Below are 21417 nucleotides of genomic sequence, written 5' to 3' on the forward strand. Positions count from 1 at the left end.
TCCGTTGGCGCAGTCGGGATCAGGGTTGAGGGTCGGTGCCGGGGGTCGGTGCCGGGGGTCGGTACCGGGGTCAGTGCGGACTGCCGGGATACTTCTTTTCGCCGGCGGTCACCACGAGGTCCAGGCGGTTCGACGGCGGCGGCAGCGGACAGGTCGCGAACGCGGTGAACGCGCACGGCGGGTTGTAGGCGCGGTTGAAGTCGAGCACGTAGCGGCCCTGCGCATCCGGCCCCTGCGGGTCGATGAAGCGCCCGGCGCCGTAGCTCTCGCGGCCGTTGGTGCGGTCGGCGAACACGCCCGAGAGTTCGGACAGGTTCTCGCCGGTCACTTCCATGCGGAACGACTTGCCGTCGCGCGTGAACACCAGCGCGCCGGGATTCGGGACCTGGTTGCGGTCGCCGAGCACGTTGACGATCTCGATCGTGGTGCCCGCCGGGTGCGGTTCCAGCGTCGCCTCGACGCGCCACGACGGATCGACCGGCCAGTAGACCTGCGGCACCACGGCCTTCAGCGCCGGCGCGTCCGCATGCCGTTCGCGCAGGCCGTAGCGGCCCGAGCGCTCGATCACCCACAGCGTGCCCTTGCCGCCGTCGTAGGACAGCCGCGTCGGTGCGCCGGACTTGTCGTCCTGCAGCGCGATGCGGCCCACGACCGGCTTGCCGTCCACGGTCACGTCGGCCGACGGAGCGGGCGTGAAATGCAGCTGCGTGCCGTCCAGGTTGACGATGCCCAGCCGGACCGGGCCCAACGCGAGGCGCAGGTCCTGTCCCTCGGCGCTGCCGACGGTGCGGGTCTGCGGCGTCACCCAGTGCAGGCCGACGACGGTGAGCCAGCTGCTCTTCGGATCGCGCAGCGCCGCGTCCTGTTCGCGCCGCCACGCGTCTTCGCCGGCGACGTAATCGGCCGGCACCGGCGCGGCGGCAGGTGCCGCGGCAGGCGTCGGCGCGGGCGTCGTCGATGCCGCGGGCGGCGTGCGGTCGCAGGCGGTCATCGCGATCAGGCCCGCCAGCATCGCGACGGTCAGGTGTTTCGTCTTCATCAGCGCCCCCTCAGGAACCAGCGGTCGATCTCGCCCAGCGTGAACGCCGCCCAGGTCGGACGGCCATGATTGCATTGCCCGGAGCGCTCGGTGGCTTCCATCTCGCGCAGCAGGGCATTCATCTCCGGCAGCGTGAGCCGGCGGTTGGCGCGCACCGCGCCGTGGCAGGCCATCGTCGCCAGCAGTTCGTCGCGCGCACCGGCGACGCGCCGCGAGGCGCCGTGCTCGACCAGATCGGCGACGACGTCGCGCAACAGCGCTTCGATGTCGCCGTCGGCCAGCAGTGCCGGCACCCCGCGCAGGATCAGCGTCTGCGGCCCGCTGCGGGTGACCTCGAAGCCCAGCGCCGCCAGCGTGTCGGTCTCGCGCTCCGCGGCCTCGGCCTCGCGTTCGGACACCGCCAGCGTCTGCGGCACCAGCAGCGGCTGCACGCGCACGCCGACGCCGTCGTGCGCCGACTTCAGCTTCTCGTAGCCGATGCGTTCGTGCGCGGCATGCATGTCGACCACGACGAGGCCGTCCGCGGTTTCGCTGAGGATGTAGATGCCGTGCAGCTGCGCGACGGCGTAGCCCAGCGGCGGCACCTCGCCGTCGGCGGTCTCCGGCAGCGGCCGCACCGCGGGCTGCGGCGAGGACGACGGCGGTCCGGCATACAGCGCCGCATACGCCGCGCGCGCGTCGTCCACGCGCAGGCCGAGGCCGGTCTGCGGCATCGGCCGGTTCCACGCCATCGGCGACGGCGCACCGACGCCCGGTTGCGCGAATGACGACGGCATCTCGCCGAACGCGGGCAACGCCTCCGCCGTCGATGCGCCCGCCGGCGCGCCGGCGCGGGTCTCGGCCAGCGCCGCCTGCAGCGTGCGGTAGACGAAATCGTGGATGGCGCGCGCATCGCGGAAGCGCACTTCATGCTTGGCCGGATGCACGTTGACGTCCACGCGGCGCGGATCGACGTCGAGGAACAGCACGTACGCCGGCTGGCGGCCGTGGAACAGCACGTCCGCGTACGCCTGCTTCACCGCATGCGCCACGCTGCGGTCGCGCACCGCGCGGCCGTTGACGAACAGGTACTGCTGGTCGGTGCCGGCGCGCGAATACGCCGGCTGCGCGATCCAGCCGCGCAGGCGGATCAGGCTGCGGCTGTCGGTGGACAGCGGCGCTTCGTGGTCGACGCGCAGCGCGTGGTCGAGGAACTCCTTGCCCAGCGTCTCGCCGAGGCGGTCGCCGGAGAACAGCGCGTCGCCGTCGCCCTTGTACCTGCGCAGCGGCTTGCCGTTGTGGCTCACGCGCAGTTCGACCTCGGGGCGCGCCAGCGCCAGCTGCCGCAGCCATTCCTCGATGTGGCCCAGTTCGGTGCGCTCGGCGCGCAGGAACTTGCGTCGCGCCGGCACGTTGTAGAACAGGTCGCGCACCTCGACCGTGGTGCCGGTCGGCTGCTGCTTCGGGATCGGGTCGCCGACCTTGCCGCCGTCGACGTTCAGCGCGGTGCCGCGGTCGTCGTCGTGACGGCGCGAGGCGATCAGGAACCGGCTCACCGACGCGATCGACGGCAGCGCCTCGCCGCGGAAACCGAGCGTGGACACGCCTTCCAGATCGTCCAGCGATGCGATCTTGCTGGTGGCGTGACGCTGCACCGCGAGCGCCAGCTCGTCCGGCGCGATGCCGCCGCCGTCGTCGCGGATGCGGATCAGCCGCACGCCGCCCTCTTCCAGGTCGATGTCGATGCGGCGCGCGCCGGCGTCGATCGCGTTCTCCACCAGTTCCTTCACCACCGACGCCGGGCGTTCGATGACCTCGCCGGCGGCGATCTGGTTGACGAGGGTGTCGGGCAGCGGGCGGATGGTCACGTCGGGCGCGGTCGCCGTGGGGCGTCGGGGGATGACCCGGGATGATACCGCCCGCCCGCAGCGGCGAACCGTGCGCGTCGCCGCGACCGTTGCGGGATTACGGACTGCCGCCGTTCGCGGTCAGGCTGCCGGCGCTGGCGACGACGGTCGCCTCGGACATGCGCGCACGCACCGCGTACAGGGTGCCCGGCGGCGGCTGCCGCGTGAAATAGGTGTCGACGCCCTGCAGCACGGCCTTCGCGATCGTGCGCTGGTAGGCGGGATCGGTCAGGCGGCTCTCTTCGGCGGGGTTCGAGATGAACGCGGTCTCGACCAGCATCGCCGGCATGTCCGAGGTGCGCAGCACCGCGAAGTTCGCGCGCTCGATGCCCGGCTTGTGGTTGTTGCCGATCGCCTTGAGTCCGGACAGCACGTGGCCGGCCGCATCCTCGGAGGCCTTCATCTGGCCGCTCTGGGTGAGGTCGATCAGCACCGACGCCAGCGTGTTGTCGGCGCGCGGCAGCGCACCGCCACCGATCATGTCCGCGGCGTTTTCCTTGTCGGCGAGCCAGCGCGCGCGCTGCGAGGACGCGCCGCGCAGCGACAGCACGAACACCGACGAGCCCTTGGCGGCGCGGTTCTCGGCCGCGTCGGCGTGGATCGAGATGAACATGTCCGCCTTCGCCTGGCGCGCGAGCTGGGTGCGGCGCGGCAGCGGCAGGAAGACGTCGGTGTCGCGGGTGAGGTAGGCCTTCAGCCCGGGCGTGGCGTTGACCTGGCGGGCCAGTTCGCGGGCGATGGCGAGGGTGACGTCCTTCTCGCGCTTGCCGGTCGGGCCGTGCGCGCCGGGATCCTGCCCGCCGTGGCCAGCGTCGATGGCGATGATCAGCGGCCGCGTGCCCGGGCGCAGGTCGCGCAGCGGCTTGCCGGGCGGCGGCAGCGGATCGGCGGCCGGCGCGGGCTTGTCGACCGGCTTGTCGGCGGGCGGCAGAGCGGCGAGCGGCGGCGCCTGCACGACCGGCGGCTGCGATGCCGAGGCCGGCGGGGTCGTCGGCATGGCCGGACGCACGCCCGGGGCGGCCGGCGTCATCGGGCGGTTGGTCGCGGGCGAAGTCGTCCCGGCCGTCGACGCCGGCGCGGACACAGTCGGTGCCGACGGCTGCGGCGCGGCAGGAATCGGAGCGGTCGGGACTGGCGCTGCCGGAACAGACGCTGCCGGAACCGGCGCGGGCGGCGTCGCGGCGAACTTGCCGTCGCCGGGCCACTCCAGCACCAGGCGGACGCTGCCATCGCCGGCACGCTCGACGTGCGGCTTCAGCGGCACGACCGGCTGGGCGAGGTCGAAGACGATGCGGGTGGTGCCCGGCGCGGGCTGGCCGCTGCGCACGGCGCGGACGACGCCGGCCGGCGCGGGCAGCCGCAGGCGTGCGGCCGCGGTGTCGGGCAGATCGACGACGAAACGTTCGGGATTGGACAGCCGCAGCGTGCGGTACGGCGCCTCGGCGCTCAGATGCAGCTCGGCACGGGTGCCGGTGGGACCCTCGGTCACCTGCAACTGGCTGATTTCATTGGCGTGGGCAAGGTTCCAGCACAGGGCCGCCAGCAAGGCGAGGCCCAGGATGATCTGCTGAACAGTGATCCCCTTCACGCGCATGGGCGGTAGTCAACCACCAGCCCGGGGATTTTTCAAGCGGTTTTCCCTTGATAATCCGTGACCTGACGGAACTTCCTTTCGCTCAGGGTCAGGTTGGTGCGGCAAGCGACTGCCCGGCCGTCGCCCGGGCCAGCCACGGCGTCCCGGCCGGACCGAGGGGAACGAGCGTCGCGCGCCGTCCGTCGGCCTCCATCGCCAGCGTGATCCGCAGGTCGGCCGGCGGCAGCGCATCCCCGCCCCGCTCCGGCCATTCGACCAGCCACAGCAGCGCATCGGCGTCGTCCAGACCGAGGAATTCCAGTTCGGCACCGTCGCCGATCCGGTACAGGTCCAGATGCAGGGCCTCGCCGCCGGTCGCCAGCGGATAGCGCTCGACCAGCGTGTAGGTCGGGCTGCGGATCGCGCCGATCACGCCCAGCGCCCGCAGCCAGGCGCGGGCCAGCGTGGATTTGCCGGCGCCGAGGTCGCCGTGGAGCAGCACGACCGCCGGCCGCGGTGCCGTCCGTGCCAGCGCCTGCGCCAGCCGCGCGGTGGCCTCGGCATCCGCGAGGAAGAGGTCGACCGGGTCGCTCACGCGCCGGCGCCCGGGTTCGCCAGCCGGCGCAGGTGCGGGAACAGGTCCGACGGCAGCAGGCCGCGTTCGCCGCCCTCGCGCGCGGCGGCATCGCCGGCGGCGGCGTGCAGCAGTGCGCCGCAGACCGCGGCCTCGAATGGCGCCTGTCCCTGCGCAAGCAGGCCGGCGATCGTGCCGGTGAGCACGTCGCCCATGCCGCCCGTGGCCATGCCGGGATTGCCGGCATCGACGAGCACCGGCGTCGCGCCGGGCGCGGCGATGACCGTGCCGGCGCCCTTCCAGACCACCGCGCCGCCGGTGCGCTCGGCCAGTGTGCGCGCGGCGCCGACGCGATCGGCTTCGAGTTCGGAGACGGCGCGGCCGAGCAGGCGCGCCGCTTCGCCCGGATGCGGCGTGAACACCGCCAGCGGATGCCCCGCCAGGCGTTCCGGCGTAGCCGCGAGCAGATTCAGGGCATCGGCATCGACCACGGTCGGACGGCCCGCGGCGAGCGCGGCGTCGAGCAGCATGCGCCCCCACGCCTCGTGCCCGAGTCCCGGACCGACGGCGATCACCGTGCAGCGATCCAGCAGCGGCCACAGCGCGTCGGTGGTATCGACCGCGCGCGCCATCGTTTCCGGGCGACGCGCCAGCAGCACCGGCACGTGCTCGGCGCGGGTCGCCGCACTCACCAGCCCGGCGCCGACACGGTGCGCGGCTTCGGCGCACAGCGCGATCGCACCGCCGTAGCCGTGATCGCCGCCGATGCACAGCACCGTGCCGAAATGGCCCTTGTGCGCGTCGCGGGCGCGCGGCGCGAACCCGTGCGCGAGTGCCGGTGGCCGCGCGAGCAGCGCCGCCGGTTCCAGATCGCCGAAGACGTGTTCAACCAGCCCCAGCGGATCGATCACCACCTCGCCCGCCGCGACCCGGCCGCGGCCGGTGAACAGGCCGGGCTTGCCGGCGATGAAGGTCTGGGTGATCGTCGCGCGCACCGACAGACCGTGGTCGTCGCCGGTGTCGGCATCGACGCCGGACGGCACGTCGAGGGCGAGGATCGGCGCGTCGTGGTTCAGCGCCGCGACGAAGGCGGCAGCGGCCCCGTCCAGCGCGCGATGCAGGCCGATGCCGAACAGCGCGTCGACCCAGACGTCGGCCGACGGCAATGCGCCGTCGGGGCGATAGGTCGACACCTCGCCGCCCGCCTGCACGAAGGCCTCGGCCGCGCGCTGCGCGGCGCCGGGCTTCACGCTGTCGTCCAGCCGCACCACGAACACGTGGCGGCCGGAGGCGCGGGCCAGTTCGGCCAGCACGTAGCCATCGCCACCGTTGTTGCCCGGCCCGCAGGCGATGCCGATGCGCTGCGCCTGCGGCCAGCGTTCCAGCAGCAGGCGCCAGGCCGCGAGCCCGGCGCGCGCCATCAGGTCGTCCTCGTCGAGGCCGAACCGCGCCATCGCGGCCTGCTCGGCGGCGCGCACGGCGCCGCTGCGGTAGAGCTTCGGCAGATCGTGGAGCGGGAACGGGCGCATGCCGGGATTCTATACTTCCGCGGTGGACCGCGAATCGACGCCCGACCTCGACGCCCTGGCGCAGCGCATCAAGGCGCTGGCGGGCGAATTCGGCTTCCGCCGCTGTGGCATCGCCGACGTGGCGCTGCACGAAGACGAGACGCATCTGCGCGACTGGCTGGCGCAGGGGCTGCACGGGTCGATGCGCTGGATGGCCGAGCACGGCGACAAGCGCAGCCGGCCGGCGGAACTGGTGCCGGGCACGGTGCGGGTGATCTCGGTCGGCCTCGACTACGGCCGCGATCCCGACGAAGCCTGGGCGACGCTGGACGACGGCGAACGCGCCTACGTCGCGCGCTACGCGCTGGGCCGCGACTACCACAAGCTGATGCGCATGCGCCTGCAGAAGCTGGCCGACCGCGTCGCCGCGGAGATCGGGCCGTTCGGGCATCGCGTGTTCGTCGACTCGGCGCCGGTGCTGGAGCGCGCCCTCGCGCGCAACGCCGGCCTCGGCTGGATCGGCAAGCACACCTGCCTGATCGATCGCGACGGCGGCTCGTGGTTCTTCCTCGGCGAACTCTACGTCGACCTGCCGCTGCCGGTCGATCCGCCGGCGACCGCGCACTGCGGCACCTGCACGCGCTGCATCGACGTGTGCCCGACGCAGGCGATCGTCGCGCCGTACCGGCTCGACGCGCGCCGCTGCATCGCCTATCTCACCATCGAGCACGAAGGCGCGATCGACGAAGACCTGCGCCCGCTGATCGGCAACCGCATCTTCGGCTGCGACGACTGCCAGCTCGTCTGCCCCTGGAACAAGTTCGCGCAGCGCACGGACGAGCCGGATTTCCGCACCCGCAACGATCTCGACAAGGCGTCGCTGGTCGACTTGTTCGGATGGACCGAAGACGAATTCCTGCAACGCACCGAAGGCTCGCCGATCCGCCGCAGCGGCTACGCCCGCTGGCTGCGCAACCTCGCGATTGCGCTGGGCAATGCGCCGACGACACCCGAAGTCGTCGCCGCGCTCGAAGCCCGCCGCACCCTCGACGCCGCGACCTTCGACAGCGCGATGGTGCGCGAACACGTCGAATGGGCGCTGGCGCGACATGGCATCGCAGCTTAGAGCGGAACGCAGTTCGGCCGAATGTTGCTTTTGGTAGAACGGCCTTCAGGCCGCTGCTCTTTTGTCTCTCGAAAGCAGCGGCCTGAAGGCCGCTCTACCAGAAGCAGGATCAGCCGCGCGCGCGAATCTCCGCCAGCAGCGCCTGCGTCACCGGGTCCGTGGCCTCGCCTTCGCCGCGCAACGCAGGCAGCAGGGCATTCGCGACTTCCTTGCCGAGTTCGACGCCGAACTGGTCGAAAGCGTTGATGCCCCACAGCACCGCCTGCAGGTACACGCTGTGTTCGTACAGCGCGATCAGCGCGCCCAGCGATTCCGGCGTGAGCGCGTCGAGCAGCAGCAGTGTGCTCGGGCGATCGCCGGCGTAGGCGCGATGCGGATCGTCGCTGGCGCGGCCGTTGGCGAAGGCTTCGGTCTGGGCCAGCAGGTTGGCGAGCAACGCCGCATGGTTCGCTTCGTGCGCGTGGTCGGCGCGGATCACGCCGATGAAGTCGGCCGGCACGATCTGCGTGCCCTGGTGCAGCGCCTGGAAGAAGCTGTGCTGGGTGTCGGTGCCCGCTCCGCCCCACCACACCGGCACGGTGTCGTTGGTCAGCAGGTCGCCGTCGAGGCGCACCGATTTGCCGAGGCTTTCCATCACCAACTGCTGCAGGTAATTCGGCAGCAGGCGCAGGCGTTCGTCGTACGGCAGCACCGCCTGCGAAGCGAGATGTTCGGCGTTGCGGTTCCAGACCGCGGTGAGCGCATGCCACACCGCGAGGTTCTCGCGCAGCGGCGTCGCGTGGACGTGCGCATCCATGACGGCGGCGCCGGCGAGCAACCGCTCGAAGCCGTCCATGCCGATCGCCAGCGCGATCGGGAAGCCCACCGCCGACCACAGCGAATAGCGGCCGCCGACCCAGTCCCACATCGGCAGGATGCGGTCCGCGTCGATGCCGAACGCGGCGGCGCGATCGACGTTCGCGCTGACCGCGTACACGCGGCGGTCGTCGCCCAGCCAGTCGCGCACCACGCGGCCGTTGAGCAGCGTTTCCTGGGTGCCGAAGGTCTTGGAAATCAGCACCGCCGCGGTCTTCGCCGGATCCAGCAGCGCGAGCACGCGGCGCACGGCGTTGCCGTCGACGTTCGACACGAAGTGCACGCGCAGGCCGGCCTCGCCGTCGACCGCATCGTGCAGCGCGTCGACCACGAGCCGCGGGCCGAGGTCGGAGCCGCCGATGCCGACGCTGACCACGTCGGTCACGCCCAACGCGCGCACCTGCGCGACCAGCGCGGCCATGCGCGCGCGGGCTTCGCGCGCCTGCGCGGACGCCTCGCGGGCGTGGACGGTGTCGGACAGTTCGCTGCGCAACGACGTGTGCAGCGCGGCGCGACCTTCGGTGGCGTTCACCGGATGGCCGTCGAACAGGCGGCGGATCGCGGACGACAGATCCGCGGCCTCGGCCAGCGTGAACAGCGCTTCGACCGCGTCGCGATCGACGTGCTGGCGCGCGAAGTTCGCGTACAGCGGGCCGACGCGCAGCGCGAAATCGCGCGGCCGCGTCGGGTCGTCGGCGATCAGGCGGGCGATGGGCGTGGCGTCGAGGCGCCGTGCATGCGGCAGCAGCGCGGCGGACAGGGCATCGGGCGGCAGGGACATGACGACCTCGAAAGCGTGCGCGAGGCCGTTATCTTGCCAGATCGCGCCGCGGCGGGACGGGCGCGCGGCCGCTGCATACGAATCCAGCGCCGACGCGTTCCGCTACGCCGGCGCAACGCCTCAATCGACGACGAGTTCGCCGATGTTGAATTCGATGTTATCGATCAATCGGGTCCGGCCCAGCCGCGCCGCGATCAGCGCCACGCGCGGGCCGCTGCCGTCGGCAGGCTCGGACAGGTCCGGCGCGCGGATCGCGGCGTAGTCGACGAGATAACCGGCGCGCACCAGGCGCAGCGTCGCCTCGGCTTCGACCTCGGTGCGCGGCGCGCCGCTTTCCAGGCGTTCGCGCATGAAGTGCAGCGTGCGATTGATTTCCGCGGCGGTGACGCGCTCGGTCGGCGACAGGTACTGGTTGCGCGAGCTCATCGCGAGGCCGTCCGCCTCGCGCACGATGTCGCCGCGCAGCAGCGTCAGCGGATACGCCAGATCGGTGACCATCTGCTGGATCACCGCGAGCTGCTGGTAGTCCTTCTTGCCGAACGCGGCCACGTCCGGCTGCACCTGGTTGAACAGGCGCGCGACCACCGTGCAGACACCGTCGAAATGCCCGGGGCGATGCGCACCTTCCAGCACGTCGGCGACGCCGGGCACGCGCATGCGCACCGCGAGATCGACACCGAACGGATACATCGATTCCACCGTCGGCAGCCACAGCGCATCGCAGCCGGCGGCTTCGAGCCCGCTGGTGTCGGCTTCGGGCGTGCGCGGGTAGCGGGTGAAGTCCTCGTTCGGCCCGAACTGGGTCGGGTTCACGAACACGCTGGAAATGATCCGGTCCGCGTGTTGCCGCGCCAGCGCGACCAGCGAATAGTGGCCCGCATGCAGGTTGCCCATCGTCGGCACGAAGCCGATGCGCAGCCCCTCGCGGCGCCAGCCGAGGATGCGTTCGCGCAGGCGCGACAGGTCGGTGATGGTTTCGATCATGGGCTTCCGAAAGGAGTGTGCGAGGCGCCGGGACGGGCTCAGCCGGCCAGGAATTCGGTCCACTTGCCGTGGACCCAGCCCCAGGCGCAGGGGCCGTGGTATGCGGTCGGCTTCGACAGTGACGTGGACACGCCGCAGTCGCCGGGGTGCTGTCCCTTGCGCGGATAGACGATCGCCAGCCACTTGTTGTCGCGCGAGTAGCTGCAGACGAAGAATTCGTCGCCTTCGCGCAAGCGATCACGTAGCGCGTAGGCCGACCCCGGTCCGCCGCGCACGGCGAGGAATCCGTCGCCCTTCGGGTCGAGGCCCTTGACCTTCGCCCAACTGCCGCAGGCGTCGAGTTCGGCCTCTTCGCCCACCACGACCGGCACGTCGCGCGGCGCGGCGACCGCGAGCGTCGAGGCGAGCAGCGCGACCGCGACGGCGGCCGGGAACAGCGGCATCAGTCGACTCATTGGTAGGCGTGCTCCGCATCGGGGAAGGTGCCGTCGCGCACCGCGGCGCAGTAGGCCTGCACCGCACCGGCGACCGAGCCGCCGTGGGCGAGGAAATCCTTCACGAACTTCGGCCGGCGATGGCCGCCGTCGAGGCCGAGCAGATCGTGCAGCACCAGCACCTGGCCATCGCAGTGCGGGCCGGCACCGATGCCGATGGTGGGGATCGGGCTGGCGGCGGTGATCGCCTGCGCCAGCGGGGTCGGCACGCATTCCAGCACCAGCAGCGCGGCGCCGGCGTCGGCCACGGCCTGCGCGTCCTCGCGCAGCTTCGCGGCGGCGCGTTCCTCGCGTCCCTGCACCTTGAAGCCGCCGAAGCGCAGCACCGACTGCGGGGTCAGGCCGAGGTGCGCGGACACCGGGATCTCGCGTTCGACGAGGAAGCGGATGACCTCGAGCTTGTGCGGCCCGGCGCCTTCGAGCTTGACCATCTGCGCGCCGGCCTGCAGCAGGCGGGTGGCGGCGTCGAGCGCGCGTTCGGGCGTGGCGTCGGCCTGGAACGGCAGGTCGGCGACCAGCAGCGCGCGCTTGAGATGCGAGGCGACGGCGGCGGTGTGGTAGGCGATGGCGTCGACCGTCACCGGCAGGGTCGAATCGTGGCCCTGCACCACCATGCCCAGCGAATCGCCGACGAGGATCAGGTCGGTACCGTTGCGATCGAGGACCCGCGCGAACACGGCGTCGTAGGCGGTCAGCATCGCCAGCCGGCGGCCGTCGCGCTTGGCATCGGCGAGCGCGGGCACGGTCCAGGGCTTGTCGTCGGGAAGGGCCATGTCGCTCCGGAAGGCGCCGCGGACCGGCCGCGGGGCGTAAAGGGTAACAGTTCGGGGGAATTGGCCGGCACTGCCGGCCGGTGCGCCTCAGCGTTCCGGCAGCGGGGCGATGCCGGCGCGGCCGAGCCGGTCCAGCGCGGCGCGGGCGCTGCCCTGCCCCGGGATGATCAGGTCGTCGACCAGATCCAGCAGCGGCACCAGCGCGAAGGCCCGCTCGTGCAGGTGCGGGTGCGGGACGCGCAGGCCGGCGGTCTCGACGATCTGGTCGCCGTACAGCAGCAGGTCGAGGTCGAGGCTGCGCGGCCCCCAGCGCCGGCCGGGCACGCGCCGGCGGCCGAAGTCGCGTTCGATCCGCAGCAGTTCGTCCAGCAGCAGCCGCGGCGGCAGCGCGGTTTCCAGCGCGACCACGCCGTTGACGAAGTCGGCCTGCTCCTCGAGCCCCCAGGCCGGCGTGCGGTAGAGGCGCGAGGCGCCGAGATAGCGGCTGCGCGGCACGGTCATCAGCCGGTGGACGGCCCCGCGCAGCGTGCCCAGGCTGTCGCCGACGTTGCCGCCCAGACCGACGTAGGCGACCACCGGGTCGCGACGCTGCGCCACCACGTCGTCTGCCCTGCCGGAAATCAGTGGCCGACGGCGGTCGGCCGGCGGCGCCGGCGACGACGGGGCGTCCGCGCGGCGTCGCCCTCGCCACCGCTACCGCCGTCGTCCTCGTCGGACGGCGCCGTGCGCAGGGCCGCGACCGCGAGCGCATGGTCGGGATCGCGCTGCGCCTCGGCCCAGAAGGCGATGTCGGCGGCGTGATCGGGCGACGCGGCCTGCCGCAGCAGCAGGAAGTCGTAGGCCGCGCGGAACCGCGGCTGGGCCAGCAGGCGCACCACGCGCTTGCGCTGGCGCAGCGGGAAGCGCGACTGCAACAGCCAGATCTCCTGCATCGGCAGCGAGAACCGGCGCGGCAGCGCGACCGTGTTCACCTGGTGTAGGGTCACGCGATCGGCAGCGCGTCGTTCGGCTTCGGCCGGATGCACGCCCTGCGCCTGCAGCATCGCCAGCGTGCGGCAATACGCCGGCCACAGCAGCACCGCGAACAGGAACGCCGGAGACACCGGCTCGTCGGCGGCGATGCGGGTGTCGGTGGCCTTCAGGCCCGCCAGCAGCATCCGCCGCAGCGCACCGCTGCGATTGGCGGCCAGCGCCTTCGCGGTCTCCGGCAGCAGCGCCGGCAGCAGGCCGTGCGCTTCCAGCCCGAGGAAGCTCGCTTCGGCATTGCCCGACAGGAACAGCTTCAGGCATTCCTCGAACAGGCGCGCCGAGGCCGCTTCCTGCAGCAGCGGCGCCAGCACCGGCAGCGGCGCGGCGCTGGCCGGATCGATGGTGAAGCGCAGCTTCGCCGCGAGGCGCACCGCGCGCAGCATGCGCACCGGGTCCTCGCGGTAGCGGGTCTCGGGATCGCCGATCAGCTTCAGCACCCGGTTCTGCACGTCCTCGAAGCCACCGACGTCGTCACGCACCGAGAAATCGGCGATCGCGTAATAGAGCGCGTTGGCGGTGAAGTCGCGGCGGACGGCGTCGTCCTCGATCGTGCCGTAGACGTTGTCGCGCAGCACGCGCCCGTCCTCGTCGGTCTCGCGGTCGCCGCTGCCATCGTCGCTGTTGGCGCGGAACGTGGCGACCTCGATGATCTCGCGGCCGTAGACCACGTGCGCCAGACGGAAACGGCGACCGATCAGCCGGCAGTTGCGGAACAGATGCTTGACCTGCTCCGGCGTGGCATTGGTGGCCACGTCGAAATCCTTGGGATGCTCGCCCAGCAGGAGGTCGCGGACGGCGCCACCGACCAGATAGGCGGCGTAGCCGCTCTCGTGCAGGCGATACAGCACGCGCAAGGCACTCGGACTGATGTCCTTGCGCGAGATGGCGTGCTGGTCCCGGGGAATCGTCCTGGAGGCGGCCGGCGGAAATGTGGATTCGGTCATCAAACGGTGATCGCTGGCTCGAATGGAACAGGAGGTTGGTCAAGACCGGGGGACCCGCTATACTAGCAGGCATGTCGGCACCGACCGTTCGATCCCGCCCTCCCGGCGCGGCCCTCGCGGCCAACGAACCCGGTACCGACCACGGAGTCCGATCTTTCCAATGCTCCCTTCGTCTAGAGGCCCAGGACGTGGCCCTCTCAAGGCTAAAACACGGGTTCGAATCCCGTAGGGAGCGCCAATCCCGGAAAACCCGCGTCGCGAGACGCGGGTTTTTCTTTGCGTGACCGCAGGGATCGAACCCCGGGTTCGACGAACTGGTTCGGCGGGTTCGCAGACCGGAATCGCCGGCCGCAGGATGCACGGTCGTCGCCCGTGCATCGCCGTGGCTTCGCCCCGGGGCGCGCACGGCTTACACTATGCGGCCCTGCGTCCCCGACCCGACCGAACCCATGCCTTTCGTCGTCACCGAAAACTGCATCAAGTGCAAATTCACCGACTGCGTCGAAGTCTGTCCGGTCGACTGCTTCCATGAAGGCCCCAACTTCCTCGTGATCGATCCGGACGAGTGCATCGACTGCACGCTCTGCGAGCCGGAATGCCCGATCAACGCGATCTACCCCGAGGACGACGTCCCGGCCGGCCAGGAGGCATTCGTCGCGCTCAACAAGGAGCTGTCGAAGGGCTGGCCGGTGATCACCGCGCGCCAGGAGCCGCTGCCCGATGCCAAGGAATGGGACGGCAAGCCCGACAAGCTGTCGCTGCTGCAGCGCTGACCGGCATACGTCGCAGACCCGGATCGCCGCTGGCCCCGGCTTGCGGCGATGCAAAGGAAAACGGGCGCCAAGGCGCCCGTTTTCGTGTCCGCCGGCGACGGGCGCGCTTACTGCCCGCCGAGGGTCTTCTTCAGCGACGCGATGAGCTTCGCCGCGGCCTGGCCACCGGCCGGGAGACCGCGCGGATCGACCGCGGCCACGAGGCTGCGGCCGCCGTCCAGATCGGTGATGCGCAGCAGGAACTTCTCGCCGCCGTAGTCGACGTCGAAGGCGCCCAGCAACTGCGCGCGGTTGGCGACCTTGAGGTCCGGCGTCGCCGCCAGCGCCTCGCCGACCTTCGCGAACGCCGTGGCACGGTCGCCGGCGATGGCGAAGCTCGACGCCTGCACCACCGGCGAGTCGCCGCCCCCGGGCAGGGACGAACGCGTCACCGGGCCGGTCGGCCGGGACGCGCGCTCGGCTTCGGCGGCATCGAACGCCGGCGGGAATTCCAGCGGGCGGTTGGCCGCATCCGCCGAGTAGTAGTCCTTCTTGTGGAACCAGTGGCAGCCCGAGGCGCCGAGCAGCGCGGCGGACATCGCGACCAGGGTCGCGACCCGCACGACGCGGGACGAGGTGAGGCGGAGATTCGGGCGGATCGGGGACATGCGGACTCCTGGAGGAAACGGTGCGGCCGCGGGCTCAGCCCGCAGCGGCGAAACGGGTGCCGGCGGCGGCCACGTCGCGTTCGAGCGTCGCGACCTGCGCGGCGACGGCGTCCGCGGCGGCGGCATGCGCGGCCGACAGCGACGTCAGCGGCAGGCGCAGCCCGTGGCCGATGCCCTGGCGGGCGAGGATCGCCTTGACCGGGATCGGATTGGGTTCGACGCCCATGAAATCGAAGATCGGCGCCAGCGCGGCGTCAAGCGCGGAGGTGGCGGCGCGATCGCCCGCGCGGGCGAGGTCGCAGAGCCGGCGCATCGCGGCGGGAATCACGTTCGAGGCGACGGAGATCACGCCGGCCGCCCCGGCCAGCATCGCGCGGGCGGCGGTCGGATCGTCGCCGGACAGCACGGCGAAGCCGGGCGAGGCCAGCGCCAGCAGCGCGTCCATCCGCTCGGGTTCGATCCGGGCTTCCTTGATGCCGACGATGCCGGGATGCGGCGCCAGTTCGGCCACCGTCGCCGGCAGCAGGTCGCAGCCGGTGCGGCCGGGCACGTTGTAGAGCACCACCGGCAGACCGCCCTGCTCCGCCACGGCGAGGAAATGGGCGACGAGCCCGGCCTGCGTCGGGCGCACGTACGGCGGCGTGACCACCAGCGCAGCGTCGGCGCCGCAGTCGGCGGCGCGACGGGTCAGGGCGATGGTCCTGGCGGTGTTCGGCAGGCCGGTGCCGGCGAGGACCGGGATCCGGCCCGCGACCACGGCCACGGCCCGGCGCAGCAGCGCGTCGTATTCGGCATCGTCGAGGGCATTGGCTTCGCCGGTCGAACCGGCCACCACCACGGCCTGCGTGCCGGCGGCGATCTGCGCCTCCAGCAGCCGGTCCCAGGCGTCGGAATCGAGGGCGCCGGACGCCGTGAACGGCGTGGCCAGCGCGGTGATGCTGCCGGAGAGGTGCACGCGGATGCCCTGGGAATGCCTGACGGAAAAAGAGGGAGCGAGAAGAGTGGAGCGGAACCGGAAGCCGCACGCGGGCGACGACGGTGCGGCGATGTTACTTGGGAAGGTCTGAACAGGCCATCCCATGCGAATCCGGGGCACCGGGACGCGACACTGCCTTCCTGCGGGACCGGCGCAAGCCCCGCGGACACCGTGTCCGGGAACCGGGAATCAATCACTTGGCGCGCGCCGGCACCCCGGCGAGGACAAGGTTTGCCTTGCGGCGCGAAACCATGGACCAGTATGCTGACCACCGTGTCCCCGGCGCCGTGCGCACGACGGACCTGCGCACCATCCTCTTCGCACCACTTCCCGCCGCGGACGCCACCTTGACCGAGTCTTCCCCCGCTGCCCGGCCTGCGCCGAACGAGAACTACCTGCTGATCAACGCCTACACGACGCATCCGCAGTCGCCGCTGCTGTCGGTGACCCGGCGGATCTCGGACAGCGGCTGCAATCTCGTCGACGCCCGCCTGTCCACCGTCGGCCGCGACGTCTCGGTCACGGCGCTGGCGGTCGGCCCGTGGGACGCGATCGCCAAGCTCGAGGCCATGCTGACCCGGCTGGAGCGCGAGGAAGGCTTCAAGCTGATCTGGTACCGCACCGGCCCCAAGCCGCCGCAGTCCAACCTGCTGCCGTACGTGGTCGAAGTGGTGGCCGCGGACAAGCCGGGCATCCTCTACCAGCTGGCGGACTTCTTCGACCGCCAGGGCATCACCATCGAAAGCCTGCACTGCGCCCGCTACCGCGCGATGCAGACCGGCGCCGACATGTTCTCGGCGCAGGTCACCATCGGCGTGCCGGCCGACATGCACATCGCGGCGCTGCGCGACGATTTCCTCGAGTTCTGCGACCATCTGAACCTCGACGCCATCATGGACCCGATGAAGTTCTGACGATGACCGACGCGCCCCTTCCCGTCCTCGGCAAAGCGCTTCCCAAGTCCACCCTCGCCCTGCCGCTGGCGCTGTCCGACGGCACGACGACGACGCTCTCGGCCCGCACCGACCGCTGGCTGGTGCTGTATTTCTATCCGAAGGATTCCACTCCCGGCTGCACCACCGAGGGCCTGGACTTCAACGCGCTGCTGCCGGAGTTCGCGAAGCTTGGCGCCGACGTGCTGGGCGTGTCGCGCGACTCGATCAAGTCGCACCAGAACTTCTGCACGAAGCAGGGATTCAGGTTCCCGCTGGTCAGCGACGGCGACGAAGCGCTGTGCAACGCCTTCGGCGTGATCGGCGAGAAGAACATGTACGGCAAGAAGGTGCTCGGCGTGGTCCGCAGCACGTTCCTGATCGCCCCGAAGGGCAAGCTCGCCGCCGAATGGCGCGGCGTGAAGGTGCCGGGCCACGCCCGGGCCGTGCTCGACGCGCTCCAGGCCGCACAGTCGCAGTGACCGACGCTCGTTTCAGGTTGCGCCGACGCCCCGCCCCGCGGGTCGCGGCGGCCTCGTCGCGCGCGCGTCATGCGCTTCTGTTCCCATTCCCGCCTTCCTCCACGTTCCCGCCCACGGGCCGAGGCCCCGCATCCGCATGATGACCAAAGGCAAGCGCATCTACGTCCTCGACACCAACGTGCTGATGCACGATCCCACCGCGCTGTTCAAGTTCGAGGAGCACGACGTCTTCCTGCCGATGCAGGTCATCGAGGAACTGGACAACGCGAAGAAGGGCACCTCCGAAGCCAGCCGCAACGCGCGCCAGGTCAGCCGCTTCATCAACGAACTGATCGAGGCGCACGGCACCGACAAGCTCGTCACCGGCATCCCGCTGACCCGGCCGAAGGGCCTGCAGCTGCGTGCGGCCGAGAGCATCGGCAAGCTGCGCTTCCAGACCGGCAGTTTCGATTCGGCCAAGCGCTTCGGCGCGGTGATGCCGGACAACCAGATCCTCGGCGCGATCCTGCTGCTGCAGGAAACCTCGGCCGAAACGCCGGTGGTGTTCGTCTCCAAGGACATCAACCTGCGGATCAAGGCCTCGATCGCGGGCATCGCCTCCGAGGACTACGAGAACGACCGCGCGCTCGACGACTTCAGTCTGCTCTACACCGGCGTCTCCGCGCTGCCGGAGGATTTCTGGCAGCGCCACGGTGCGAACCTGCGCTCGTGGACCGAGAAGAGCCGCACCTTCTACGAATTCACCCGCGACGGCGACGAGGACTGGTTCCCGAACCAGTTCCTGTTCCTGCCCGGCGACGAGGAAGCGGAGATGCGCGTGGCGCGCGTCGACGGCGACCGCATCACCGTGCAGATCGTCGACGACTACCGTAGCCACCAGCACGCGGTGTGGGGCATCGCCGCGCGCAACCGCGAGCAGAACTTCGCGCTCAACGCGCTGATGGATCCGGACATCGACTTCGTGACGCTGCTCGGCACCGCCGGCACCGGCAAGACGCTGCTGGCGCTGGCCGCGGGCCTGGCGCAGACGATGGACCAGCAGCGCTACCGCGAGATCATCATGACCCGCGCGACGGTGAGCGTGGGCGAGGACATCGGCTTCCTGCCCGGCACGGAAGAGGAAAAGATGACGCCGTGGATGGGCGCGCTGACCGACAACCTCGAAGTGCTGATGCCGAACAACGCCGAGGGCGGCAGCTGGGGCCGCGCGGCGACCAATGACCTGCTCGCGTCGCGCATCAAGATCCGTTCGCTGAACTTCATGCGCGGCCGCACCTTCCTCAGCCGCTGGCTGATCCTGGACGAAGCGCAGAACCTCACGCCCAAGCAGATGAAGACGCTGATCACGCGCGCCGGCCCGGGCACGAAGATCGTCTGCCTGGGCAACGTCGAGCAGATCGACACGCCCTACCTCACCGAGACCACCTCCGGCCTGACCTACGCCGTCGACCGCTTCAAGGGCTGGGCGCACAGCGCGCACATCACCCTGCGTCGCGGCGAGCGTTCGCGGCTGGCGGATTACGCCTCGGAAGTGCTCTGACGGCGTTCGCGTTGCCGACGAAAACGCCCGCCGATCGGCGGGCGTTTTCGTTGCGCGTCCCTGCGCGAAGGCTCTCCCCCGGAGATTCGCGTGCGGCGCGGACTCAACGTCCCGCGGTGCGGCAGCAGGTCGCGCTGACCTGGTACGTGAGCACCGACAGCAGCGAACCGACCAGATCGCAGCGCCAACCGGTGGGCTGCCCGGACGTGATCACCGGCTGCGAGTTGCTGATGCCGATTCCCAGCGGCCCGCCGCAGCCGCCGCTGGTCGCGGCATAGCCGACCGGGCAATTCACCGAACGCGTCTGCAGGCCGCCGAGCAGATCGAGGCTGCCGGTCTGCTGCGCCACCGTGCAGTCCAGCGCCGATGCCACCGGCTCCATGTAGTAGCCGACGACGTCGATCACCGCATCGCTCTGCGCATAGGTGAACAGCGTGAACTGCGTGGCGCAGCCCGGGCGGCAGAGCGAGACGATCTCGCCGTTGGACGTGTCCTTGCCGGCGAGGTAGTTGAGCGAGGACACCAGCGGCCGCGCGACATCGGACGCATACGCCGTGAAGTAGCCGTCCAGGATGGGACGCGACGCGGTGAGCTTCACCTGCAGCGCGGAAGCGTTCTGCGGGATGCCGCAGTTGCTGGGATCGCCACCCTGCGCGGCGAAACCCGACGCGCTGTACGCGATGAAGCTGCGTGCGCCACTGTTCCCGATCGGCCCGCCGACGACGCGGGTGTCGACGATGCGGCACGGCGTCAGCGGCGTGTAGACCAGATCGGCGCCGGCCGCGCCCAGCTTGGTCGGCGCACCGGCGCGCCTGGCGGTGGACGCGCCGAGCAGCGCGGCCTGCATGCCGTCGAGGGTCGGCTCGCCTGCGGCGCGTTCGAGGTTCGCCATGTCGACCTGGTGCAAGGTCGGCGCCATCCGCGCGGACCAGGCCTGCGGCGACACGCCATGCCGCGCGGCGGCGTCCGTGGACCACGTCTTCACGATGTTCGCGGCGAGTTCGCCGCGAATCGCTTCCGGCGCGCGTCCGTCGCGGGTGATCGTCGACGACCACCACGAGACGCCGGCCACGGCGGCCGGCGCGAGGCACGCGGCGGCGATGAGGATCGACTTCCTGAGGATCGAACGCATGTCAAACCCCTTTGTCCTGGAGCGGGTACTGGCCCGCGCTCCGAATCTCGACGATCGCGATGCGGCCGACAATGTCCGAAGCGGCGCACATGGCGCGATATCGCGCAGGAAACGCGCAGGCCGGCGGATCGGGCGACGCGCGATCATCGATGCCATCGATGCGACCGCGCCGGAGATGCGACCGTGCGCAAGGTCGATGCGCGCCGCGCGGCTGCGCGATCGAATCGATCGATCGCGCGCGTCGTGCAGGCTGCATTCCCATTGCGGGGGAAAGCGTTTTGATACAACTTCCAGAGGTGCAGGTCGCGTTGTCCACGTCCATGGAGGGCCGCACGATGCCGACGTTGAACGAACGGATCCGCCGCGCACGCAGCCTCTGCGGCCTGAGCCAGAGCGGACTGGCCGCGCGCCTCGGCGTGCAGCGCGGCGCGGTGACGCGCTGGGAACATCCCGCGGGCAACGCACCGAGCACGCGCCACCTCATCGCGATCGCGCGCTGCACCGGCACGCGGATGGAATGGCTGGCGCTGGGACACGGTCCGCCGCGTGCGGAGGACGCGGCACCGTTCGCGCCCGACGACGAACCGTCCGCGTGCGCCGAGAGCGACCTCGAACTCGACTGCCTGCGCTGCCTGCGGCGCATGCCCAACCGCCAGCGCGAGCAGGTCGTCGCGCTGATGCGCAGCATGGTGCGCTGACGCGCGGCAACGCGACCGTGGCGCTACCATCGTCGACATCGCCGTCCCCGGAACCGCCATGACCGATGCTGCCTTCCGCCCCGTCATCCGCCCGTGGCGTCCCGACGATGCCGGCATGCTGCACGCGGCGGTGCGCGCGTCGCTGCCGTCGCTGTCGCCGTGGCTGCCGTGGGCGACGCCCGCCTACGACCTCGCCCAGGCCGAGGGCTGGATCGCGTTCTGCACGCGGATGCGCGAGGGCGACGCGGAGCACCATTTCGGCGTGTTCGACGCCGCCACCGGCGCCCTGCTCGGCAGCGTCGGGCTGAACCAGCGGATTCCCGCGCACCGCAGCGCGAACCTCGGCTACTGGGTCGTCGAGACCGTGCGCGGCCACGGCATCGCGGTGGCGGCGGCGCGGCAGGTCGTGCGCTTCGGCTTCGACACCCTGGGCCTGCGCCGGATCACGATCCAGGTGGTACCCGAGAACCGCGCCAGCCTGCGCGTGGCGATGAAGCTGGGCGCGGTCTGCGAGGGCATCGCCCGCAACGGCCTGCTGGTGGGCGAGACTTCGGTGGAGAGCGTGGTCCACTCGCTGATCCCGGACGACATGGCGCTGTGGGAGGATCCGCCCGCGCGCCCGGCCAAATGATGTTTCATACATCACTTCGACCATCTGATACTTGATACAA

At 71.1% G+C, this 21417-nt stretch carries 21 protein-coding genes and 1 tRNA gene; 8 read left to right on the top strand and 14 right to left on the bottom strand.

The features are described 5' to 3' along the window. Nucleotides 1–70 precede the first annotated feature (70 nt). The 5 genes from ACT53Q_RS10730 to ACT53Q_RS10750 form a co-directional block, all read right to left on the bottom strand. Nucleotides 71–1039, bottom strand: a complete 969-nt coding sequence (locus ACT53Q_RS10730; protein WP_476186632.1) for a DUF1684 domain-containing protein — start codon at nucleotides 1037–1039, stop codon at nucleotides 71–73. Then, the gene (gene mutL, locus ACT53Q_RS10735) at nucleotides 1039–2886 is read right to left on the bottom strand and encodes a DNA mismatch repair endonuclease MutL (RefSeq protein WP_476186633.1); all 1848 of its coding nucleotides are present in this window, start codon (nucleotides 2884–2886) and stop codon (nucleotides 1039–1041) included. The genes ACT53Q_RS10730 and mutL overlap by 1 nt, the downstream gene beginning before the upstream one ends. Nucleotides 2887–2983: 97 nt before the next feature. Further along, nucleotides 2984–4519 carry an N-acetylmuramoyl-L-alanine amidase gene (locus tag ACT53Q_RS10740; RefSeq protein ID WP_476186634.1) on the bottom strand — a complete coding sequence of 512 codons (1536 nt, stop codon included), beginning with the start codon at nucleotides 4517–4519 and terminating at the stop codon, nucleotides 2984–2986. An 88-nt stretch (nucleotides 4520–4607) separates the two neighbouring features. After that, on the bottom strand, nucleotides 4608–5093 hold the full coding sequence (gene tsaE / locus ACT53Q_RS10745) for a tRNA (adenosine(37)-N6)-threonylcarbamoyltransferase complex ATPase subunit type 1 TsaE (RefSeq protein ID WP_476186635.1): 486 nt from the start codon (nucleotides 5091–5093) through the stop codon (nucleotides 4608–4610). Next, entirely contained in the window at nucleotides 5090–6601 is a 1512-nt protein-coding gene (locus ACT53Q_RS10750) for an NAD(P)H-hydrate dehydratase (protein ID WP_476186636.1), read from the bottom strand. The genes tsaE and ACT53Q_RS10750 overlap by 4 nt, the downstream gene beginning before the upstream one ends. Between ACT53Q_RS10750 and queG the strand changes: the two genes are divergently transcribed. Continuing rightward, nucleotides 6600–7706, top strand: a complete 1107-nt coding sequence (queG, locus tag ACT53Q_RS10755) for a tRNA epoxyqueuosine(34) reductase QueG (protein ID WP_476186637.1) — start codon at nucleotides 6600–6602, stop codon at nucleotides 7704–7706. The two genes, ACT53Q_RS10750 and queG, sit on opposite strands and share 2 nt — an antisense overlap. Before the next feature lie 109 nt (nucleotides 7707–7815). On the opposite strand, the gene pgi is transcribed toward queG, so the two are convergent. From pgi to pcnB, 6 genes are all read right to left on the bottom strand, one after another. Next, the gene (gene pgi / locus ACT53Q_RS10760) at nucleotides 7816–9342 is read right to left on the bottom strand and encodes a glucose-6-phosphate isomerase (RefSeq protein ID WP_476186638.1); all 1527 of its coding nucleotides are present in this window, start codon (nucleotides 9340–9342) and stop codon (nucleotides 7816–7818) included. 120 nt (nucleotides 9343–9462) lie between these two features. Continuing rightward, complete coding sequence (gene panC, locus ACT53Q_RS10765) at nucleotides 9463–10326, bottom strand: pantoate--beta-alanine ligase (protein ID WP_476186639.1); 864 nt, start codon at nucleotides 10324–10326, stop codon at nucleotides 9463–9465. 38 nt (nucleotides 10327–10364) lie between these two features. Continuing rightward, a complete protein-coding gene (locus ACT53Q_RS10770; protein WP_476186640.1) occupies nucleotides 10365–10781 on the bottom strand; it encodes a hypothetical protein in 417 nt (138 codons plus the stop codon). After that, nucleotides 10778–11593, bottom strand: a complete 816-nt coding sequence (gene panB / locus ACT53Q_RS10775) for a 3-methyl-2-oxobutanoate hydroxymethyltransferase (RefSeq protein WP_476186641.1) — start codon at nucleotides 11591–11593, stop codon at nucleotides 10778–10780. Before panB ends, ACT53Q_RS10770 begins: the two co-directional genes overlap by 4 nt. 87 nt (nucleotides 11594–11680) lie before the next feature. Beyond that, entirely contained in the window at nucleotides 11681–12190 is a 510-nt protein-coding gene (folK, locus tag ACT53Q_RS10780; protein ID WP_476186835.1) for a 2-amino-4-hydroxy-6-hydroxymethyldihydropteridine diphosphokinase, read from the bottom strand. A gap of 23 nt (nucleotides 12191–12213) precedes the next feature. Then, nucleotides 12214–13566, bottom strand: a complete 1353-nt coding sequence (gene pcnB / locus ACT53Q_RS10785) for a polynucleotide adenylyltransferase PcnB (protein ID WP_476186642.1) — start codon at nucleotides 13564–13566, stop codon at nucleotides 12214–12216. Between the two features lie 162 nt (nucleotides 13567–13728). Here pcnB and ACT53Q_RS10790 point away from each other — a divergent pair. After that, nucleotides 13729–13804, top strand: a tRNA-Glu gene (locus tag ACT53Q_RS10790). 211 nt (nucleotides 13805–14015) lie between these two features. After that, nucleotides 14016–14339, top strand: a complete 324-nt coding sequence (fdxA, locus tag ACT53Q_RS10795; protein WP_476186643.1) for a ferredoxin FdxA — start codon at nucleotides 14016–14018, stop codon at nucleotides 14337–14339. A gap of 107 nt (nucleotides 14340–14446) precedes the next feature. Here the strand turns inward: fdxA and ACT53Q_RS10800 are convergent, their stop codons facing one another. Together ACT53Q_RS10800 and dapA are read right to left on the bottom strand one after the other, a co-directional pair. Next, entirely contained in the window at nucleotides 14447–14986 is a 540-nt protein-coding gene (locus tag ACT53Q_RS10800; RefSeq protein WP_476186644.1) for a hypothetical protein, read from the bottom strand. A 34-nt stretch (nucleotides 14987–15020) separates the two neighbouring features. After that, on the bottom strand, nucleotides 15021–15941 hold the full coding sequence (gene dapA, locus ACT53Q_RS10805) for a 4-hydroxy-tetrahydrodipicolinate synthase (RefSeq protein ID WP_476186645.1): 921 nt from the start codon (nucleotides 15939–15941) through the stop codon (nucleotides 15021–15023). A 272-nt stretch (nucleotides 15942–16213) separates the two neighbouring features. Between dapA and ACT53Q_RS10810 the strand changes: the two genes are divergently transcribed. The 3 genes from ACT53Q_RS10810 (at nucleotide 16214) to ACT53Q_RS10820 (ending at nucleotide 18916) form a co-directional block, all read left to right on the top strand. Next, nucleotides 16214–16876: a glycine cleavage system transcriptional repressor gene (locus ACT53Q_RS10810; protein WP_476186646.1), complete on the top strand. Its 663-nt coding sequence runs from the start codon at nucleotides 16214–16216 to the stop codon at nucleotides 16874–16876. A gap of 2 nt (nucleotides 16877–16878) precedes the next feature. Next, nucleotides 16879–17376 carry a peroxiredoxin gene (locus ACT53Q_RS10815; RefSeq protein WP_476186647.1) on the top strand — a complete coding sequence of 166 codons (498 nt, stop codon included), beginning with the start codon at nucleotides 16879–16881 and terminating at the stop codon, nucleotides 17374–17376. Nucleotides 17377–17515: 139 nt separating this feature from the next. Continuing rightward, the gene (locus tag ACT53Q_RS10820; protein ID WP_476186648.1) at nucleotides 17516–18916 is read left to right on the top strand and encodes a PhoH family protein; all 1401 of its coding nucleotides are present in this window, start codon (nucleotides 17516–17518) and stop codon (nucleotides 18914–18916) included. 103 nt (nucleotides 18917–19019) lie between these two features. On the opposite strand, the gene ACT53Q_RS10825 is transcribed toward ACT53Q_RS10820, so the two are convergent. Continuing rightward, nucleotides 19020–20048, bottom strand: a complete 1029-nt coding sequence (locus ACT53Q_RS10825) for a hypothetical protein (protein ID WP_476186649.1) — start codon at nucleotides 20046–20048, stop codon at nucleotides 19020–19022. A gap of 335 nt (nucleotides 20049–20383) precedes the next feature. Between ACT53Q_RS10825 and ACT53Q_RS10830 the strand changes: the two genes are divergently transcribed. Beyond that, nucleotides 20384–20746 (top strand): helix-turn-helix domain-containing protein, encoded by a 363-nt coding sequence (locus ACT53Q_RS10830; RefSeq protein ID WP_476186650.1) that lies wholly within the window; start codon nucleotides 20384–20386, stop codon nucleotides 20744–20746. A 58-nt stretch (nucleotides 20747–20804) separates the two neighbouring features. Continuing rightward, complete coding sequence (locus tag ACT53Q_RS10835; RefSeq protein WP_476186651.1) at nucleotides 20805–21377, top strand: GNAT family N-acetyltransferase; 573 nt, start codon at nucleotides 20805–20807, stop codon at nucleotides 21375–21377. The last annotated feature ends 40 nt before the right edge of the window (nucleotides 21378–21417 follow it).

The organism is Lysobacter sp. DMC97, from assembly GCF_056313745.1.

Excerpts from the sequence above, each read along its gene's own strand:
- ACT53Q_RS10730 (WP_476186632.1), bottom strand. The coding sequence starts at position 1,039 with ATGAAGACGAAACACCTGACCGTCGCGATGCTGGCGGGCCTGATCGCG.
- ACT53Q_RS10740 (WP_476186634.1), bottom strand. The coding sequence starts at position 4,519 with ATGCGCGTGAAGGGGATCACTGTTCAGCAGATCATCCTGGGCCTCGCC.
- queG (WP_476186637.1), top strand. The coding sequence starts at position 6,600 with ATGCCGGGATTCTATACTTCCGCGGTGGACCGCGAATCGACGCCCGAC.
- ACT53Q_RS10750 (WP_476186636.1), bottom strand. The coding sequence starts at position 6,601 with ATGCGCCCGTTCCCGCTCCACGATCTGCCGAAGCTCTACCGCAGCGGC.
- pgi (WP_476186638.1), bottom strand. The coding sequence starts at position 9,342 with ATGTCCCTGCCGCCCGATGCCCTGTCCGCCGCGCTGCTGCCGCATGCA.
- panC (WP_476186639.1), bottom strand. The coding sequence starts at position 10,326 with ATGATCGAAACCATCACCGACCTGTCGCGCCTGCGCGAACGCATCCTC.
- ACT53Q_RS10770 (WP_476186640.1), bottom strand. The coding sequence starts at position 10,781 with ATGAGTCGACTGATGCCGCTGTTCCCGGCCGCCGTCGCGGTCGCGCTG.
- panB (WP_476186641.1), bottom strand. The coding sequence starts at position 11,593 with ATGGCCCTTCCCGACGACAAGCCCTGGACCGTGCCCGCGCTCGCCGAT.
- pcnB (WP_476186642.1), bottom strand. The coding sequence starts at position 13,566 with ATGACCGAATCCACATTTCCGCCGGCCGCCTCCAGGACGATTCCCCGG.
- fdxA (WP_476186643.1), top strand. The coding sequence starts at position 14,016 with ATGCCTTTCGTCGTCACCGAAAACTGCATCAAGTGCAAATTCACCGAC.
- ACT53Q_RS10800 (WP_476186644.1), bottom strand. The coding sequence starts at position 14,986 with ATGTCCCCGATCCGCCCGAATCTCCGCCTCACCTCGTCCCGCGTCGTG.
- ACT53Q_RS10810 (WP_476186646.1), top strand. The coding sequence starts at position 16,214 with ATGGACCAGTATGCTGACCACCGTGTCCCCGGCGCCGTGCGCACGACG.
- ACT53Q_RS10815 (WP_476186647.1), top strand. The coding sequence starts at position 16,879 with ATGACCGACGCGCCCCTTCCCGTCCTCGGCAAAGCGCTTCCCAAGTCC.
- ACT53Q_RS10820 (WP_476186648.1), top strand. The coding sequence starts at position 17,516 with ATGACCAAAGGCAAGCGCATCTACGTCCTCGACACCAACGTGCTGATG.
- ACT53Q_RS10825 (WP_476186649.1), bottom strand. The coding sequence starts at position 20,048 with ATGCGTTCGATCCTCAGGAAGTCGATCCTCATCGCCGCCGCGTGCCTC.
- ACT53Q_RS10830 (WP_476186650.1), top strand. The coding sequence starts at position 20,384 with ATGCCGACGTTGAACGAACGGATCCGCCGCGCACGCAGCCTCTGCGGC.
- ACT53Q_RS10835 (WP_476186651.1), top strand. The coding sequence starts at position 20,805 with ATGACCGATGCTGCCTTCCGCCCCGTCATCCGCCCGTGGCGTCCCGAC.